Origin of the sequence: Psychrobacter piscatorii, assembly GCF_904846415.1 — a bacterium.
Classification (GTDB): Bacteria; Pseudomonadota; Gammaproteobacteria; order Pseudomonadales; family Moraxellaceae; genus Psychrobacter; species Psychrobacter piscatorii.
This window is the reverse complement of sequence record NZ_CAJHAR010000003.1, coordinates 77,842-96,552: the sequence shown is the minus strand read 5'-3', so window position 1 is coordinate 96,552 and position 18,711 is coordinate 77,842. Positions and strand designations below refer to the sequence as shown.

Below are 18,711 nucleotides of genomic sequence, written 5' to 3'. Positions count from 1 at the left end.
TATGAATACATGGTTAGAATACTTGATTGTCTTTATCATCGTTGCCATCTCTGTCTATTATGTATGGACAAAGATTATCTTTAAGAAATCTCAAGGCTGCTCTGGCTGTAATAAATGCGCCAAATAGCCAGAGCACTACACAAAGGAAGCCCCACATAGGAAAATAACCAAATAAAAAGCACCAAACCCGATTATAGGCTTGGTGCTTTGCTATATATTTAAGAACTTAATAGATACAGCGCTATATTCGCTACTACGATCTACATTTGACCCCTTCAAGCGCTAGTAGATACTCTTTTTTGTCTAGCCCGCCCGTATAACCACCAAGCTTACCGTCGCTCGCAATCACTCGGTGACAAGGAACAATGATACTAAAAGGGTTTTTGCCATTAGCCTGTGCAACCGCGCGAAACCCCTTCGGACTATTAACACGCTGCGCGAGGGTGGCATAGCTGATGGTTTCGCCATAGCCAATCTCTTGTAGTGCCCGCCATACGCTTTGTTGAAACTCAGTACCCATAGAGAAATCCAAGGGCAAATCCAATGTTTTACGTTTACCAGCAGCATAATCTTTGAGTTGGAAAATCGTTTCTATCAATAAAGCTTGAGTAGGTTCTTTCATGCTTAGGCTATTGCTGTCTATAAAAGTAAAATCTTCATCTGTCAGGCCATAATATTTTTTAAGCTTGGGAACAGATTTTGAGCTATACCAAGTATTACCGGGCAGCAGCCAGTTGGCTTCAACGAGCATAGGCCGACTATGCTTGCTAACATGCGCATTAGCACGGGCAATCAGCGTTAATTGATGTGACCCAAAAGCTGCTGTGGTAACTATCATAGCGTCTACTTCCATATTATCTTAAAAATGATTTACCAAATAAAACTGGCTATTTTATTCTTTGTCATCTGTTTCGAACAAAGCGGCGACAAACTGCTTCGGACTAAAGGCACGCAAATCATCAATTGACTCACCCACACCAATATAGCGGATAGGCACATCTGTCGTTTCGGCAATGTTAAACACCACGCCACCCTTAGCAGTACCGTCTAGCTTCGTAATGGTGATACCTGTCAATGGTACAATCTTGTTAAATAGCTCAACTTGGTTGATGGCATTTTGACCCGTGCCAGCATCGAGTACGATCATACCTTCATGCGGAGCGCTTGGATCGGCTTTACGCATCACGCGTACAACCTTCTCTAACTCTGCCATCAAATGCGTCTTGTTTTGCAGACGGCCAGCAGTATCTGCTATGAGCACGTCAATGTTTTTTGCTTTGGCTGATTGCATCGCATCAAAAATCACCGAAGCACTATCAGAGCCATGACCTTGTGCTACCACTGGGATATTATTGCGCTCGCCCCAAATCTGTAGCTGCTCGGTGGCAGCCGCGCGGAAAGTATCCCCTGCCGCTAGCATGACTGATTTGCCCTCACCTTGTAAGCGCTTGGCAAGCTTACCGATGGTTGTGGTTTTGCCCACACCATTGACGCCCACAACTAAGATAACAAATGGTTTTTTGCTGGTATCAATCACCAGCGGCTCAACTTTTGGCGTTAAGATATCGACCAGCTCGCTTTGCAAGGCTTTATATAATGAATGGGCATAAATCAAGTCACCACGGGCAGTCTGCTCAGTGAGACTCTTGATAATACGGTTGGTCGCGTTGACACCGATATCGGCTACCAATAGTTGATCTTCAACCTCTTCTAACAGCTCGTCATCAATCTCTTTACCACCGATAAGAATACTGACCATGCCTTCGGCCAAGTTTTTACGTGACTTACTCAGCCCCGTCTTCATACGGTTAAACCAGCTGCCTTTTTTCTTATTTTCTGGTGACTCTTCAGCAATTTCTTGCGGCTTAGTCGCTTGTACATTACTGCTAGCGACTGGACTCACACTTGGTGTATCGCCTAATTGCTCTTGTAGTGGCATAGCAGGAATGGTTGTCGCAGTGTTAGGTTTGCTCGTAGTGCCTGTCTCTTTAGCACTTGAAAAGCTCTCAGAGATACCTTTAGGGACGTTATGCTCTTCTGTCATAACAATTGGTGTGGCCAAAGCAATATTTTCTGCTGCCTCATTGTTTGAGACGTCTCTATTTGCCGTATTATCCCTTTGTGGCGCAGCACTCTCTGTTTCATCAATAATGGGTACAGATTGCGCCGGTAAACTGGGTAAGGTAATATCATCGTCATCTAAGTCATCAAGACCATCATCAAGGTTGATGACCACACGGTTGCTATTGTTTGGGTTATTCATAAGTTTGCCCTAAAAGTTATTACTATTAATTAATTATTTGTTTATTGTAAATGGATTTTTAGATTGTCATAAGCTTGCCAGCTATATGACCATGGATTTTAGCCTATTTTAGCATAATTCAAGTCGCGCTCAGCCCTTACCATAGTAGACTGTCGTCAAAAATTATCTGCTTAAAAAATCACATAATGATTTGAGAAAGTTTTGCTTAAGGTTTGGACACAAAATTCTGACTTGTTCCTTGTCAGACTTCGCCTACTCTACCAAGACTCATTCAAAAATCCTTATTAGGAAACGGCCATGTCATCACTCTCTAAACACTATAAAAGCATTGCCAATATCAGTGTAGCGATTTTGCTAACGACAACTGTATTATCTGTGGCAGGTTGCAATACCACGCAAGAGTTCAGACCGACCGCTAGTGTCATGGTTGGCGCACAGACATCACTGTGATGCATTGTATTGCTATGATTACGTCCATCACTCCAGTCATTATTCTATATAAGTAGACCATACCATGCCATTGTCTTTACCACTACCTATTACGCCATTACGCATTGCATGTGCTTTAGCGATGGCGACATCACTTGCTGCTTGCCAAACCAGTACGATGACCTCTAATTCTGTAGCGACCTCTACAAGCTCAATTGCTACAAAAGACTTGTCTCACAGTACTGTAAATAAAAACACGTTGAATAAAAAGACAACAAGCAAAAAATCGCCATCCTCTGCATTAGCAATGGACATGTCGGGTCGGCATGAATATCAACTAGAAAATGGCCTAAAAGTGGTCATAAAAGAAGACCACCGTGCACCCGTCGCCATGACACAGATTTGGTATCGGGTGGGCTCGGCAGATGAGCCTCTAGATAAAGGCGGCATCTCTCACTTACTTGAGCATATGATGTTTAAAGGTACTGCCGATATATCGAGTGATGATTATGAGCGATTGATTGCCAAGTTTGGCGGGGTTAACAACGCCTTTACCAGCTATGACTATACGGGCTACTACGAGCTATTTCCTGCCAACCGTATGCCATTGGCTTTAGAGCTTGAAGCAGATCGAATGAAAAACCTCACCTTCAATGACAAAGAGTTTGCCAAAGAGCATCAAGTGGTCATGGAAGAGCGACGTCAGCGTACTGATGACAACCCCCTTGCCAAAGCTTACGAATCCTTTCGTTTGCTAGCATTGCCTAACAGTCCAAAAGGTGAATCTGTCATTGGGCCTATGAATGAGCTAGAATCCATCAAGCTTTCGGATCTAAAAGACTGGTATAAGACATGGTATGCACCCAATAATGCTACTCTGGTCATCGTCGGCGACGTGCAACCACAAGAAGTACTCGCTCAAGTCAAACGCTATTTCGGTAAGCTCGCGCCAAGCAACGTACCCAAACGTAACGCTGTCACTCAAAAAGGCTTCCGTGGTTATCAAAAAGTAGACTCTGAGCAAGCGGTGCAAGTGCCCGTTTTGCTAATGGGTTACAACGTACCTAGCCTAGTGACAGCAGGCGCAAACAATGAAAAACAGGCTTATGCACTGTCGCTTGCTCAAGACGTACTCGATGGCGGTCTATCTGCACGTTTGGAGAGTCGACTGATACGTGAGCAAGGTCTGCTGACCACGGTTGGTACTTCTTACGATTTTTTAGATCGCGGCGATGGGCTGTTTATGATTCAAGCGACACCACGTGAAGGTGTCAGTTTAGAACAAGCGCAACAAGCCATAATATCAGAGATAGAAAAACTCAAAACGGATCCCATTGCCGCCGATGAAATCAGTCGCGCCAAGACCAATGCCGTCACTGGCCTAGTATATGCTCAAGACAGCATGGAAGGACAAGCACGTATGATCGGCTCAATACAGTCTATCGGGCTAGATGACAGATTGCTTGCTAAGTTACCAACCAAGCTGGATGGTATCAGTGTCGCTGACATTCAGGCTGCCAGTAAGAAGTATTTGGTTAAAGATAATTTGACGGTGATGCATATAGTGCCGCCAAAAGAGAACACTACCAAAGCACAATAAATGCTGCCTGTTATCAGAACGTCTCATAAAAGGGACGATACAACCGTATTCTTAATAAGAAGAACATCATGATTCAGAATAAATATGACTCTCAAGCAAGACAAAAATCTTTGAGTAATGCTTTGCCCTCTATATCATCTAGTCTCTCATTAAAAAAGCTATCATGCCTTAGTACCAACGTAGTTTTTGCGTTGAGTATATTGGCTAATACTGCTCAAGCAGACACTACAGGCGCTGAAGATTACCGAGCCCCTACTGCTGTTGATGCAAGTGCGCCAATTGCAGCTTTATCTAAGCTTACCAGTATTGATGACGCCAAACCTTTAAAAGTCACGGTGCCAACGATTCAAGAGTTTAAGACCAAAGCTGGCGTCCCTGTTATGTTCGTTCAGACCACAGCCTTACCGATCATCGATGTAGACTTACGTTTTAACGCTGGTAGTGCCCGTGATGGCAGTATCAACAAGGACGGTTTTGGCATCGCCAACATGACCGCAACGATGCTTGAGCAGGGCTCCAAAAGCTTAGATGAAGATGCATTCACGCGCGCTGTTGAAACGCTAGGTATCAATCTGGGCAGTAGTGCCTATAAGGATATGTTCATTGTTTCACTACGCAGCTTATCGGACGATAAACATCTTTTACCAGCTGTTGATTTGATGACGCAAATGGTGAGTGAGCCTACGTTTAATGACGAGGTATTGGCACGTAATAAGTCACGATTACTCGTTGGCTTACAGCAGCAAAAACAAGACCCTGGCAGTCTTGCCAGCATTGCCTTTGATAAGGCTCTATATGGCAGTCATCCTTACGCTCATCCCTCAGTCGGTACACTAGAGAGCGTGCCAACTATCGAGAAGCAACAGCTGATAGACTTTAAAAATCGATATTTAGTAGCGGCAAATGCCTCTATCGCTATGACAGGAAATCTGACCTTGGTACAGGCGAAAAAACTGGCTGAGGATATCACGACTAAACTGCCTGCGGGTCAAGCAGCCGCTGAGTTACCTGAGCCTAAACCTCTCACTAAAGCACAGCACATTCATATTCCCTTCCCAAGTACCCAAACCACCGTATTAATGGGGCAATTGGGTAGTAAACGTGCAACCAATCCAACAGCCCAGCAGCAGCAAACCAATTTTGCGGTTGGTAATGAGGTAATGGCAGGTGGTGACTTTAATGCCCGTTTGATGACTGAGATTAGACAAAATCTCGGGTACACCTACGGTATTTCAGGCTCAATGAATCCGATGCTAGCCCGCGGGCCTTATCAGATTGGTTTTTCAACGCGCAATGACAAAGCACGTGCGGCAATCGATGCAAGCTTAGAGGTTATCGATGACACGTTAGAAAAAGGAGTCACTCAGGACGAGATACGCCTGACCAAAGACAATCTCAAAAATAGCTTCCCGATGGGTTTTGCAAGTAACGCAGGGATCAATGGGTTGTTAGGAATGATGAATTTCTATCAATTACCAAACACTTACTTGGCCGATTATGTCAATCGTATTGATCAAGTCACGCTGTCAGGGGTCAATAAAACGCTACGCGATACCTTAACTCCGGATGACTTTTTAATCGTAACAGTTGGTCAAGACAATCCTTGGAAGGGAACCGAAGCGACGATAAAAACGACCAAATAAAAAGAGGAAAATCAGTTGGGGAAAATTCACTTAACTAGATAATGAATAGCGTGAGTGATGAGCAGTTCAGTATGCCCGACTCATCACTCATGTGCTTATTGTCTTGTGACTGACTTGTGATATCAAAAAAGACTACGAATACTCTTTATCAGAGTGATCAGAAATGGTCATTACGATGTCGTAATTGAGGTTTTGAGGCTTATAGGTGGCACCATTATAGCTCAGTCGAATGATATGCTTGTCGTAAGACATGACCTCGTAGCCGCCATTAGCAAAGTTATGTAGCGCGGGGACTATAAGTAAAGCTTCGATTTGGCGATTGTTGGTGGCGACTGAAATATGCTGACCCTCTCGAGGATATAGGAAATAGTCACAATAATCGTTTACCATCACTTCTGCAACGCGCTCAATAACCTGACTACCCTGTTCTTCTTCTATCAATTTTGGGCATACATCAGCGCGCTCTGAGGCCAAACGAGCATAAGAGTTTCTAATACCGTCTTCAATATTTTCAGAATTTTGTGCGATGCTATCACGTGTTGGCGCAGCTTTATCTGTCACCAACGAGCTGTTTTCAGAATAGGGTTCTGGACTACAGGCACTCACCAGTAATATGGACAATGATGCCATGCCTATTAACGTAGTGTAAATATATTTTGAGCGAAAAAAACGTTGTTTCCTTTCATTCGATTTACTGCATCTTGCGACTGCTGAATGCTGCTTTGTCATAAATCCCGCTTATAATAACCGTGATCTTCTTCCTTGAAGAGCGATAAGGAGGTAAAGATAATTGATAAACATGCCATTATTAGAACATGAAATCCTAATTCCAAACAATTTTTTGGTGAACTTACGCGTCTAGCCAGCTCATCCTATTAATCATTTAGCTTTAAAATTTATAAGCGATATTATACTGTTTCTAGTTTTTTTATTGTCACTAATTTAAGGGTGCGCTTGCTTATGACGCGTTAACCCTTAACTATCTAATAGCGACAAGAAGAGCTACTACTGGCATGGTTGAAACCCCATTTACGATAACCATCGGTATCGAGATGAATTGCACCCGTGGCGTATAAACCCAAGCCAAAGTTGTAAGACTGTCCTTGATATTGCCAAAACTGGCATAGGCCATCCTGCATCGTACTAAGCCGCCATAGGTTGTCTTCGTACTCTGGCACCCAAATATCCATGGCACTTGCATTCATATGCTTGCTACTGCCAGCACCGCCAGCACAGTCGTTGAGCCCAGGGCTACGGTATACCGAGCGTATCTCGGTGCTCAAAGGTAAAACTCCTTGGTTTTTTAGTTCGCTATACAGACGTAGGGTCGGTACAATATTGGCCCATAGCTCTTGCGGTGGCAGCTGATAAGGCTCATAACCGCATTTGTCCCAGCTGCGCGCGGTGGTAAGTAGCTGAGACAGTGGTGGTACATTTTGTGCACCCACACGCGCGCTCAAATAGCGCTGATATTCGGCTACTTGCCTAGCACGGTAACTATTGCTGTTGAGCCATGCATTAAAGTCCATGCTCGTAAGATCGTTATTGGCACTATTATAGGTATTATTCGCTGTGCTGTAGCTGTTATTACGGTAAGTTGTATTATAAGTCGGTCTTCGTTGATTCACATTGACACGTTTGTTTTCTTCGATAGATAGACTGGCATCAATTTCAAAATCACGCTGCTTTTGTGCAATCAAGCTTTGCATACTATCGCCATTTGATGTATTTGCGCCACTTAACATAGTGACACCAGGGCGCTGACCAGAGACATTGTTAGAAGGCGATATATAAGCATTGCTAGTATCGCCACTGCCTTGACGCACTTCGATACGGCGTTCACTATTATCACTGATGATGGCGGCATGAACACTGATGCTACTCATACAAACAACCAGTGCAAGAATAGGCTTCTGGATTTGTCCATAGTTATGGTTTTTTGATTTTATCATTGCAGGAATCTACCGCTAAAAACGTTTTATCGATACTATCAAATTTTCAGCAGGCAGGCTAAACTATCGCCTCTAATCTGAGGCAGGATATTCATAATTAACACTTATCCTTATCACTTTTATACTTCAGTGACTTTATTGCCTAGATGTTAAGTATCTGCTTGTTTTTTTGTCCATGAGCTTCTATTAAACTAGAGACCGTCAAATACTCATCACATATCTTATATGAAACAGCTTAGATAACCTCTCCCTTTTACTCCAACTGCTAGCCAAACTTTGCCTATGTCTTCTAACCCGCAATACCGTTTTTCACGTCAGAGCCATCACTTAGGCCAAAGTCATGCACCAACGATCTGGCAACGTATTCACATCGATCCATGGTTGACCTTGCTTTTGTTAACGGTTTGCTGCATTGGCCTGACGATTTTATATAGTGCTGCCAGTCAAGACGTTAGCATGGTCATACGTCAGATGGTGAGTTACGGTGTAGCATTCACCGTGATGTTTGCGATGGCACAAATACCGCCAAGTCTTTACCGTACCTTTACGCCTATATTTTATGTGTTAGGGCTTATATTGTTGGTATTGGTTGATATCATCGGTGAAGTGCGTATGGGTGCTCAGCGTTGGATCAACTTGCCTGGGTTTGGTAGTGTGCAGCCATCAGAGTTTATGAAGCTTGGTATGCCGATGATGTGTGCTTGGTTTTTGTCCAAACGTGACCTTCCGCCATCGCCGTCCAGTATTGCCATTACTCTGGCATTGATTATCGTACCCGTATTATTGATTGCAAAAGAGCCTGATCTTGGTACTTCGCTTTTAGTCGCTGCCAGTGGCATTTTTGTGCTGTTCTTAGCTGGATTATCTTGGCGCTTAATTTCTGCTGCTGTGATTTTAGCGATACCTTTCATTGCGTTTGCTTGGAACTTTTTGTTACATGATTATCAGCGTACGCGTGTCCTAACCCTACTTAATCCTGAAGCCGATGTGCAAGGTGCTGGGTGGAATATTATCCAATCAAAGACCGCTATTGGTTCAGGCGGCCTCACTGGCAAAGGGTATTTAGAAGGCACACAGTCGCATCTGCATTTTTTACCGGAAGGTCATACTGACTTTATTATTGCAGCTTTCTCTGAAGAATTTGGTTTACTAGGTGTCATGCTACTGATGTTTATTTACTTTTGCCTTTTGTCGCGTGCCCTATATATCGCTTTCACCCATCCTGACGTTTATAGCAGGCTATTAGCTGGCGCTATTGCCATGTCTTTCTTCGTTTATATATTCGTCAATGTTGGTATGGTTGGCGGTATTTTACCTGTTGTTGGCGTACCCCTCCCTTTTATCAGCTATGGTGGTACCGCTATCGTGACTTTGATGGCAGGTTTTGGCTTATTAATGTCGATTCACACTCACAAGTCTGGTTAAAAACACTTAAAATCAGCACCTTATATATAAAATATTAGTAAATTATCATTAAAATATGACAAACATGCATCATTTATATATCTCAAAAACACTGAGCATAAAATAAGGCACTCGCGCATGATTATTAATAACAAAGTTTAGATTAAGTCAAAATGTCAGCGATTTTTCTACTATTAATATTTTGTTACTTTTAATACATACTACATAATCTCCAGTCATGATCAGCCTATCAAAAGGCTGTCATAAGACATAAATCATTGTTAATTAATTACTTGTATCATACTATCATTAACAAAGATTTTTTTAACAAAAATGAATTGTAAATCAGGGCTGAAATATTTTATTCCTTGTTTTTTACAAAAAATTGCGTTAACCTCGTTTTACTGTACTTTGATACATAACCCGTACATAGCCACTAACAAACTTTGCATTTAATTATACTTTGGTTGTAGATTGGTCGTATAGTTAGCATCTTGTAGATTTCAGACTTTCAAATACACTACTTAATTAACGGTTTAATAACAAAGCATCACGCAACAACGTTTAAACCCTTCATTACTTTAGCAATATCAGAAAGTTTGTATATCGGAAGTTTTATAGATACGACATATAGTGACATTGGTACTTACTCTCTAAGTTAAATATAAGTACTCAATGAATATCGCTGACTATCATTTAAGCATGTCCTAAGTAACTACGGTCATTACTACCGCTACTTATGATCATAAAATGAAAAATTACCATATATTGAAACCTATAAGAGTCTCGCCCTAAATATTAATCGCTATAAAAACAATAGATTAATATGAAGATTCTAGAGTTTGATTCACTGTTAGATTGGTCTAACGCTGTCATACTCAATCTAAAAATTTAGAGTTAGGTTTTGGTGTATAAGTTATAGAGGTATTTATGAATAAGCGTTTATCTGGTTTACTTACTATGTCGGCAGTTTTATTCGCTGGCTCTGCAGTTGCTACAAATGTAAATGCTGTAGAAGCAAAAACCTCCCTTGCAATGATTTCGCAAGATAACGCCTCCCATATCGATCGTGTACTTGGTGAGCTTAGCCGCCAGCATGATGGTGCATCAAGTTTGGTCAAATCAGCACGTCAGCCTACTTCATTAGCACTTAGTAGCTCACTATTAGCGAGTGATACCACTCAAGTAACTAATGATGAAGATGTACTAGAGCGCCTAACCGCAGTAGCTTCTAACTCTGTTAGTAAATTTAAGCAAACTGGTCTTGCCTCTTGGTACGGTCGTAAGTTTCATGGTCGTAAAACAGCCAGTGGTGAAACCTTTGACATGAATGGTTTGACTGCAGCACATCGCTCACTACCATTAAACTGCTATGTTAAAGTTACCAATAAAACTAACGGCAAGAGCGTTGTGGTAAAAGTTAACGATCGTGGCCCATTCCATGGCAACCGTGTTATGGACTTATCTTATGGCGCTGCTAAGCGTTTAGGTATCACAAACAAAGGTGTTGGTAACGTTTCTATTGAGCGTGTTTCAGGGCCTTAATTTTAGATAATCCATATAAAGTAAATACTAAAAGCGCCTAACTTATCATGAGTTAGGCGCTTTTTTGATAACATCCTTTATATTTCTCCGAGACTACCTATAGCTCAAACGCACTTTCGATAGCATCGTCAAGACGTTCAACAGCAATCACATTGATTCCTTTAAATTGAGGCGCGTCTTTAGCGGGTGCATTGGCCTTTGGAATAATCGCGTGTTTGAACCCATGCTTCATCGCTTCTTTTAAACGCTCTTGACCGTTGGGTACTGGACGGATTTCACCAGATAAACCGACCTCACCAAACACTGCTAATGACGATGGTAATGGTTTCTCTTTGATACTCGAGGCGCATGCCAATAACACTGCCAAATCAGACCCAGTCTCTATGACTTTGACGCCACCAACAACGTTGACATACACGTCTTGTCCACTGGTATGAATGCCACCATGACGGTGCATCACTGCTAGTAGCATAGACAAACGCTGGAAGTCCAAACCCAATGCCATGCGTCTAGGCTGTCCTTGGGAGTCATCCACCAACGCTTGCACCTCAACCAGTAACGGCCTAGTCCCTTCACGGCTAACCATAACGACAGATCCAGCAACGGGCTTATCATAACGGCTCAAAAATATCGCTGACGGATTAGCGACTTCTTTTAGCCCCATGTCAGTCATGCCAAAAATACCCAGCTCGTTAACCGCACCAAAACGGTTTTTGACCGCACGAATCATTCGAAAACGTGAGTCAGACTGACCTTCAAAATACAATACCGTATCGACCATATGCTCAAGTACACGTGGGCCTGCCAAAGTACCTTCTTTCGTCACATGGCCCACTAAAAATAGCGCTGTGCCTGTTTGCTTTGCATAGCGCGTTAAAATCGCGGCAGACTCTCTGATTTGACTGACACCGCCTGGTGCAGAATTGATGGCGTCAGTATAAATAGTCTGGATAGAGTCAATAATAGCAATGGCTGGCTGCTCTTGGGTCAAGGCCGCACAAATGGTTTCTACATTGGTTTCTGCCAGTACGCGAAGCCTATCAGCAGGTAAATCTAAGCGTTTGGCACGCATGGCCACCTGTGCAAGTGACTCTTCGCCAGTCACATAAAGCGCGCTACCTGCCAAAGAATCGGCACGTGCCATATTGGTCGCAGTCTGCAATAATATGGTTGACTTACCAATACCAGGATCACCACCGATTAGTACGACAGAGCCTGCTACCAACCCGCCACCTAGCACACGGTCAAACTCACTGATGCCTGTTGGCAAGCGTGTATCTAACGTCACACTGACTGCGTTAAGTGGCATAACTGCGCTGTGAGTGCCAGAGTAGTTACCAGCTGGTGTAGCAGTATTACGAGAAGTGGATCGGCTGGCATTAGGCTTGGCGGTACTTTTATTGTGATGCGGCATACTGACATTTGGCGCTTCTACCAAGCTATTCCATTCGCCACAATCTGTACACTGCCCTGCCCATTTGCCAAAATGTGCACCGCAATGCTGACAGACATAACTGCTTTTATTTTTTGCCATAAATGATGAGCCTTATTCAGATAATTAGTCGAGAATAATGAATAAACTATCGTACGCTCTTTGATGAGTGCGAATGTAAGAGTGTTTGTCGCGATCAGCCAGTTGGGAATATCGAAAGCTGTATTTGATAGAAGGGAGAACGCTAAGCGTAGGTTATTCTAAATATAATGAAGATGTTGACTGCTGGCTTGATAAGTTAGTCGCAATGCTAAAACCAGCAGTTCGTGTAGATAAAAATATGAGTAAAAAATGATTTAGCGCTGCAGGCTATACTTGAAAATCTTTACCTAAGTAAACAGATTTCACCAGATCATTTTCTAAGACTTCAGATGAAGTACCTTCAGCAATGATAGCCCCTTCTGAAACGATATAAGCTTTTTCACAGATGGCTAACGTATCACGAACATTGTGGTCAGTGATTAAGACACCAATACCACGATTTTTCAATGTCAAAATGACATCCTTGATATCACCAACAGAAATGGGGTCTACACCAGCAAACGGCTCATCCAATAAGATAAATTTAGGATCCGCTGCTAGCGCACGAGCAATTTCACAGCGACGACGCTCGCCGCCTGACACACTCATTCCCAGTGAGGTACGTACATGTTCTAAATGGAATTCGCCAATCAGTTTTTCAAGCTCTTGCTGCTGCTCAGCTTTACTTAATTCTGTACGAGTCTGCAAAATGGCTAATATATTGTCTTCGATAGATAATTTACGGAAAATCGACGCTTCTTGCGGCAAATAACCAATACCAGCACGAGCACGCTCATGCATAGCGTATTTAGACAGATCCATTTTTCCTAGAGTGACACGGCCCTTATCCATATTGACCAGTCCCACCACCATGTAAAAACTGGTCGTTTTACCAGCACCATTCGGGCCTAGCAGTCCAACAACTTGGCCTTGCTCAACAGAAAACGAGACATCTTTGACTACCCAGCGCTTGCCGTAACGTTTACCCAAGTTTTGCATAGTCAAGCGAGCGACAGGCGCCGTATTGCTATTTGATACTGAAGAATCTATATTTTTATTGTCACTCATAACTTACTCTTGCTTTCACGATATTCGTATACTACCAAAAACCTATTTATGCTTTGGTTGGCCAAATTAGCGAACGCCACTTTGGTTGGTATTATTGTTTGGTGGAAATACCAACTCTACTCGCTGATTACCACCAGCGGTCGCTTCTACATCACCTGCTTTTAGACTATAACGAATGACATTACCGGCAAAACTTGCCCCATTCTGAACCAGCTTGGCATTTCCTGTTAAGGTGATAATGCCAGATACCGCGTTATAATCAATCTTATTTGCCTGACCTTTTGCTAAGCCTTTTTCTTGCGTCACAACCTGCTGCATAGTAGCTGGACGACCCGTCGCCACTGCTGAATTAATGCTGCGCTGCTGCGAGAGATTGACTGTGATATTGTCCGCAGTCATTTTAAAAGTGCCTTGAGTAATAATGACATTACCTGAGTAACTAGTAACGCCAGTACGCTCACTATAAGTGGCCTTATCCGCTAGTAGCTTGATTTGCTGATTGGCATCTGATGGCAGTGCATGGCTATACAATGGTAGGGCTAACAACACAAACGTTGGAACAACACGTAGTTTATGTGAGCAGATTGATGCGCATAAAGTAGGCAAAAATTTAGATTTCATATAATAACTCGTTTCGTAATTGGTGATAGGATTTGCAAACTTCATGCTAGCTGCTGTTTTAATGTCGTAAAAAGCGCTAGTTTAAAATAATGCTTTGTCTTGACGATCAGCGGGCGTAAAAGCGACAGCAACTTGCCCAAACTCATATTCACCCGTTTCCAGATTGGCGGTCATGCTGGATGCTTCAAAACGATTCATCCCTTGTTCAATTTTGACAGGTTCATCGCTATACACTTGACCAGACTTTGTATTGCCTTTTAGGGTACTACCAGTCACTTTGATTGGCTCAATATCAGACGCCTCTTTATCACCTTCGCTAACCAGTGTAAAACCACCTGATAAGCTCAACTCCCCTGTTTGCTGACTGATGGCTGCGCTACCTGCTTGAATACGGTAGCGCTGCTCTGTTGACGGCTCCCAATTCATCGTGATGCCTGACATCTCATCCTGATTGGTTTCAGGATTATGCGTCAAAGACTCCGCAGTAAGTTCGTACTCAGTCTCACCTTGCTCATTTGTCTGAACTGCTTTGATGTCAGTAGCTTCATAATCGACATCTGTCGTCTCGATATTGACTGGTGGCGATACATCCCCTTGCTGCTGGAAAAACCAGCCCGCAATACCGGCAATAATCAACGCTAATATAATGAGAACACGTGTATTCACGACAGTTCATCCTGAGCTTGAGTTTCATCAAGCGTATAATGTGCGATAAAATCTTGATAATGCCCATGACCTTTCAAAATAAGATCACATACCTCACGTACTGCGCCGGTACCACCTGCTCGAGTGGTGACCATGTCACTGCGTTTTATGACTTCCGCGTGTGCATTGGGCACGGTTGCTGCAAACCCTACCGTTTGCATCGCTTTAATATCTGGTAAGTCATCACCCATATAAGCGCAGTCGGCAGCAGTAATATTGAGCGAAGGGTCAAGAGACGATAATAACTCTTTTAGTGCAATGAGCTTATCATCCCGTCCTTGTACCACGTGATTGACACCCATTTCTGTTGCACGTTTATCAACCATAGCACTGCTACGCCCAGTAATAATAGCAGTTAAAATACCATAACGCGCTAGAGACTTAACACCAACGCCATCCTGTACTGAAAACGCTTTGGTTTCGATACCATTAGCGTCATAGATAATTTGACCATTAGATAAAATCCCATCGACATCCATGACCAATAGTTTTACTTGTCCTGCTTTTTTTATTAAATCTTGCATTATTTGTCTCTTTTTGACGAATATTTTTCTAACTATTTTATATGAAAAACCAATCGTTCTATCAACTATCGATAAATTACTTTACACCAGCTTGTAATAAATCATGAACAGTAATGACTGCTTCCAAACGATCTTCATCATCAATAATTAGTAACTGACTGATACCATTCTCATTCATGACACTTAAGGCATCCGAGGCGCGCATTGTTTTATTGATATGGCGTGGGTTACTGACCATTACCTCATTCATCGGCGTTTGTAGATCGATACCTTTTTCAAGACCACGGCGTAAGTCACCATCTGTAAATACCCCAACGACTTTCTCATTATCATCAGTCACCACTGTCATCCCTAAGCGTCCAGCAGACATCGTAAATAGTGCTTGCTGTAGCGGTGCTTGTTGGTGAATCAAGGGTAAATCTTCTGACTTGGTATGCATTAAATCTTCGACACGCGTCAATAGTTGACGACCTAATGCGCCTGCCGGATGTGATAATGCAAAGTCCTCAGAAGTGAAGTTACGTGCATGTACCAAGGCGACCGCTAGAGCATCCCCTAACGCTAAGGTAGCCGTTGTACTCGATGTAGGGGCAAGATTGAGCGGACAAGCCTCTTGTGAATGGCCAAGGGTCAAAGCAATATCAGCAGCTCGTGGCAGCATACCGCGTTTATCACGGCTGATGCTGATTAGAGGAATGTTCAAATGTTTGACTACCGGCAGTAGCATCTTAATCTCATCTGATTCACCAGAGTTCGAGATAGCAAGCAGTACATCACCTTTAACAAGCATGCCCAAATCGCCATGACCTGCCTCACCAGGATGCATAAAAAAAGCAGGCGTACCCGTCGAGGCAAAAGTCGCTGCTATTTTACGTCCAATCAATCCTGATTTACCCATGCCCGTTACTACCACTCGACCCTGACAAGCCAAAATAACGTCACATGCTTGTGCAAACCTGTCATCTATCTGCTCTGTCAACAATGCTAATGCAGATATCTCAGTATTAATCGCGTCAATAGCTGTTGTGATAAATTGCTCATGGGTCAAATCAGTTTTAGTATCGTTCATGAATCTGCTCTATTTTTATAATGAATCAACCTAGTATTTTACTATACTCTGTTTCATATTAATAATGGCCTACTATTTATATAATGGAGGCAGCCATTATTTTTTACAGTAACTATCTGCTTATTTATATAAAAAAAACCCACTATAGCAGCAGGTCTTAATCGTATAAATCATGTCTCGTAATGTATATTTGGATAATACACTCAATTTGTGTAGCTAATTAACTATTGGTATCATTCGATCCGTTATCCGGCTTTTCTTCAAAGCCTGTATTGTCCGTCGATGCATCAAAGCCACGATCCTGTCCAAAACCGCCGCGCTCAAAACCGCGTTCCTGACCTTGTCCAAAGCTACCACGCTCAAAGCCACGTTCTTGACCTTGACTAAACCCACCGCGATTAAACCCACTACGGCTAGAGGCAAAACCACGCTCTTCAAAACCGCCCGCAGCAGGATTGCTGCCACGCTCAAAGCCACCACCTTGGTAGCCAGTTTGCGCTGAGCCTTGAGGTTGAGCGCCAGTACCTGTCGTAGTTGTACTACTACGCGGGTTACGAGCTGGCACTACGGTTGAGATGGCATGTTTATATACCATTTGACTAACTGTATTTTTGAGGAGTACAACATATTGATCGAACGATTCAATTTGGCCTTGCAACTTGATACCGTTAACCAAGAAAATAGAAACAGGAATGCGATCTTTGCGCAGCGAATTCAAGAATGGATCTTGTAAAGTTTGTCCTTTTGACATGAAATCTCTCCTAAATATTATATAGTTATGTTTTGAGTGCCAATTATTCTAAGTGTCAATTTAATTATAATGGCTAAAAGGTAGATACAATAATATGTTTTCTTTATAAAACGTATCTAAATAAATATTCATTGTTCTTAAGTTATTCCACTTTATCGTGAATACGTTATTATTGTAAACAATTAAGTAACTACTTGTTTCATTAATTATTTTTATCTACAAATGTCAACCAATGCTTATTAACGAAGCAGTTATATCTGTTTGATACTGCATTTTCAGAGAGTTTAAATTATAACAGCTATCTATGCTAATTTTTGAAACTAATTGTGATTATGCTTTCATCTCTGAATAGAGCTTTCTACGAAAATAATCCACATTAAGTTTGATTCTTATAAAGTAAAAAGTAAGAAACATCTTTTCAATACAGATAATTTCTTGCCTGCTCCATCGTCGCAAATGTTTTTAGTGCTATGGTGTTATTAGTAGCAGTACTATCAGACCCCATTGCCAATGTTGAAGAGGCATTAGGGAGCTGCATTACTTTTCGCAACCATGTGTACTGACGCTTTGCCAGCTGCCTTGTAGCATATAATGCCTTATTTTGCATTTCCTGACAAGCAAGCGCCTCGGTCTCAGGGTTTAGCAAGATTGACTGAGCAGTTAATTGAGCATCACTATTTTGTGTTTCATTTTCTCCCGTGAGACTGTCAGGTACTACAAAAGCTTCGTAAAATTGGGTTTTATCTAAATGCTGCTTATCAAATATTTCATGGTCAATATGGACCAGATACTCTAGTACTTGACGGTAGCCCACACAGCGCATCGAGGGCATGTTAGGCGTTAAAGGATACTTTTCAAGTAAGCTAATGACCTCTTCTACTAGTCCTTCATTCCACATAATAGCTAGGCGCTGCTCAATACGCTGGTGCAACCATGGACGATCAGGCATCACTGATAGCGCGTGCCACTGCTGCTCTGGATTATGTGATAGCGCTTGTTTTGGCTGACGTTGCCACTCACTTATCGGCTTATTTGTCTGCAAATAGACTTCAATCGCGCGAGTGATACGCTGAGTATCGGTGGCATTCAAACGCTGATGGCTGGCTGGGTCAATGCTGCCAAGATAATGGTACAGCGCCTCGATACCTTCTTCTTGGCGCCATTGTTCTACGCGCGCACGTACGCTGTCATCGCTATCAGGCACTGGAGACAGGCCATCAAGTAGCGCCATGTAGTACATCATAGTACCGCCTACTAACAGCGGTATCTTTTTGCGCTCATGACACTCATCAATAAGACGCGCTACATCATTAACAAATTCAGCGACGCTATAGCTTTGCATAGGGTCAATAATATCAACCAGATGATGCGGATAACGCGTTAACTCATCTGCTGTTGGTTTTGCGGTACCAATATTCATATCGCGATATATCAGTGCTGAATCCACAGAAATTAGCTCAAAACGACCTGTATCGTATAGCTCATATGCCAATGCTGTTTTTCCACTAGCAGTTGGCGCCATCAGACACACGACACTATTATCCGACAGATTTTTAGATACGCTATCAGACGAATGTTGCATAGAATTGCCTTTCTTAATATGTAATTGACTAAAATAGCAGTC

The 18,711-nt window shown here is 42.5% G+C and carries 18 protein-coding genes; 6 read left to right on the top strand and 12 right to left on the bottom strand.

Annotation, left to right across the window (positions count from 1 at the left end):
• The first annotated feature begins 1 nt into the window (after position 1).
• Entirely contained in the window at positions 2 to 127 is a 126-nt protein-coding gene (locus tag JMX83_RS02180; protein WP_201598671.1) for a FeoB-associated Cys-rich membrane protein, read from the top strand.
• Between the two features lie 126 nt (positions 128 to 253).
• Here JMX83_RS02180 and JMX83_RS02175 read toward each other — a convergent pair whose 3' ends face one another.
• Complete coding sequence (locus tag JMX83_RS02175; RefSeq protein ID WP_201598670.1) at positions 254 to 838, bottom strand: methylated-DNA--[protein]-cysteine S-methyltransferase; 585 nt, start codon at positions 836 to 838, stop codon at positions 254 to 256.
• A gap of 54 nt (positions 839 to 892) precedes the next feature.
• Positions 893 to 2,263: a signal recognition particle-docking protein FtsY gene (gene ftsY / locus JMX83_RS02170; protein ID WP_320157657.1), complete on the bottom strand. Its 1,371-nt coding sequence runs from the start codon at positions 2,261 to 2,263 to the stop codon at positions 893 to 895.
• 297 nt (positions 2,264 to 2,560) lie between these two features.
• On the opposite strand from ftsY, the gene JMX83_RS02165 reads away from it, so the two are divergent.
• The 3 genes from JMX83_RS02165 to JMX83_RS02155 all read left to right on the top strand — a co-directional run bounded on the left by JMX83_RS02165 (position 2,561) and on the right by JMX83_RS02155 (position 5,935).
• Positions 2,561 to 2,713 (top strand): hypothetical protein, encoded by a 153-nt coding sequence (locus JMX83_RS02165; protein WP_201598668.1) that lies wholly within the window; start codon positions 2,561 to 2,563, stop codon positions 2,711 to 2,713.
• Between the two features lie 64 nt (positions 2,714 to 2,777).
• On the top strand, positions 2,778 to 4,292 hold the full coding sequence (locus JMX83_RS02160; protein ID WP_406947611.1) for a M16 family metallopeptidase: 1,515 nt from the start codon (positions 2,778 to 2,780) through the stop codon (positions 4,290 to 4,292).
• A gap of 68 nt (positions 4,293 to 4,360) precedes the next feature.
• Positions 4,361 to 5,935, top strand: coding sequence for a M16 family metallopeptidase (locus tag JMX83_RS02155; RefSeq protein WP_201598667.1), 1,575 nt, complete (start codon positions 4,361 to 4,363; stop codon positions 5,933 to 5,935).
• A 132-nt stretch (positions 5,936 to 6,067) separates the two neighbouring features.
• Here JMX83_RS02155 and JMX83_RS02150 read toward each other — a convergent pair whose 3' ends face one another.
• A complete protein-coding gene (locus JMX83_RS02150; protein WP_201598666.1) occupies positions 6,068 to 6,565 on the bottom strand; it encodes a hypothetical protein in 498 nt (165 codons plus the stop codon).
• A gap of 353 nt (positions 6,566 to 6,918) precedes the next feature.
• Entirely contained in the window at positions 6,919 to 7,821 is a 903-nt protein-coding gene (locus tag JMX83_RS02145) for a D-Ala-D-Ala carboxypeptidase family metallohydrolase (RefSeq protein WP_227675671.1), read from the bottom strand.
• 348 nt (positions 7,822 to 8,169) lie between these two features.
• On the opposite strand from JMX83_RS02145, the gene rodA reads away from it, so the two are divergent.
• Together rodA and JMX83_RS02135 are read left to right on the top strand one after the other, a co-directional pair.
• On the top strand, positions 8,170 to 9,312 hold the full coding sequence (gene rodA, locus JMX83_RS02140; RefSeq protein WP_201598664.1) for a rod shape-determining protein RodA: 1,143 nt from the start codon (positions 8,170 to 8,172) through the stop codon (positions 9,310 to 9,312).
• A gap of 909 nt (positions 9,313 to 10,221) precedes the next feature.
• Positions 10,222 to 10,836, top strand: coding sequence for a septal ring lytic transglycosylase RlpA family protein (locus JMX83_RS02135; RefSeq protein ID WP_058024065.1), 615 nt, complete (start codon positions 10,222 to 10,224; stop codon positions 10,834 to 10,836).
• A 97-nt stretch (positions 10,837 to 10,933) separates the two neighbouring features.
• Here the strand turns inward: JMX83_RS02135 and radA are convergent, their stop codons facing one another.
• The 8 genes from radA to miaA all read right to left on the bottom strand — a co-directional run bounded on the left by radA (position 10,934) and on the right by miaA (position 18,669).
• Complete coding sequence (gene radA, locus JMX83_RS02130) at positions 10,934 to 12,370, bottom strand: DNA repair protein RadA (protein WP_201598663.1); 1,437 nt, start codon at positions 12,368 to 12,370, stop codon at positions 10,934 to 10,936.
• Between the two features lie 267 nt (positions 12,371 to 12,637).
• On the bottom strand, positions 12,638 to 13,348 hold the full coding sequence (gene lptB / locus JMX83_RS02125; RefSeq protein WP_371532639.1) for an LPS export ABC transporter ATP-binding protein: 711 nt from the start codon (positions 13,346 to 13,348) through the stop codon (positions 12,638 to 12,640).
• Positions 13,349 to 13,483: 135 nt separating this feature from the next.
• Entirely contained in the window at positions 13,484 to 14,038 is a 555-nt protein-coding gene (gene lptA / locus JMX83_RS02120) for a lipopolysaccharide transport periplasmic protein LptA (protein WP_201598661.1), read from the bottom strand.
• 81 nt (positions 14,039 to 14,119) lie between these two features.
• On the bottom strand, positions 14,120 to 14,704 hold the full coding sequence (gene lptC, locus JMX83_RS02115; RefSeq protein WP_201598658.1) for an LPS export ABC transporter periplasmic protein LptC: 585 nt from the start codon (positions 14,702 to 14,704) through the stop codon (positions 14,120 to 14,122).
• Complete coding sequence (locus JMX83_RS02110) at positions 14,701 to 15,267, bottom strand: KdsC family phosphatase (RefSeq protein ID WP_201598656.1); 567 nt, start codon at positions 15,265 to 15,267, stop codon at positions 14,701 to 14,703. The genes lptC and JMX83_RS02110 overlap by 4 nt, the downstream gene beginning before the upstream one ends.
• A 76-nt stretch (positions 15,268 to 15,343) precedes the next feature.
• Positions 15,344 to 16,336, bottom strand: coding sequence for a KpsF/GutQ family sugar-phosphate isomerase (locus tag JMX83_RS02105; RefSeq protein ID WP_201598654.1), 993 nt, complete (start codon positions 16,334 to 16,336; stop codon positions 15,344 to 15,346).
• Between the two features lie 220 nt (positions 16,337 to 16,556).
• Complete coding sequence (gene hfq / locus JMX83_RS02100) at positions 16,557 to 17,087, bottom strand: RNA chaperone Hfq (RefSeq protein ID WP_201598652.1); 531 nt, start codon at positions 17,085 to 17,087, stop codon at positions 16,557 to 16,559.
• 418 nt (positions 17,088 to 17,505) lie between these two features.
• A complete protein-coding gene (gene miaA / locus JMX83_RS02095; protein WP_201598646.1) occupies positions 17,506 to 18,669 on the bottom strand; it encodes a tRNA (adenosine(37)-N6)-dimethylallyltransferase MiaA in 1,164 nt (387 codons plus the stop codon).
• Between the last annotated feature and the right edge of the window lie 42 nt (positions 18,670 to 18,711).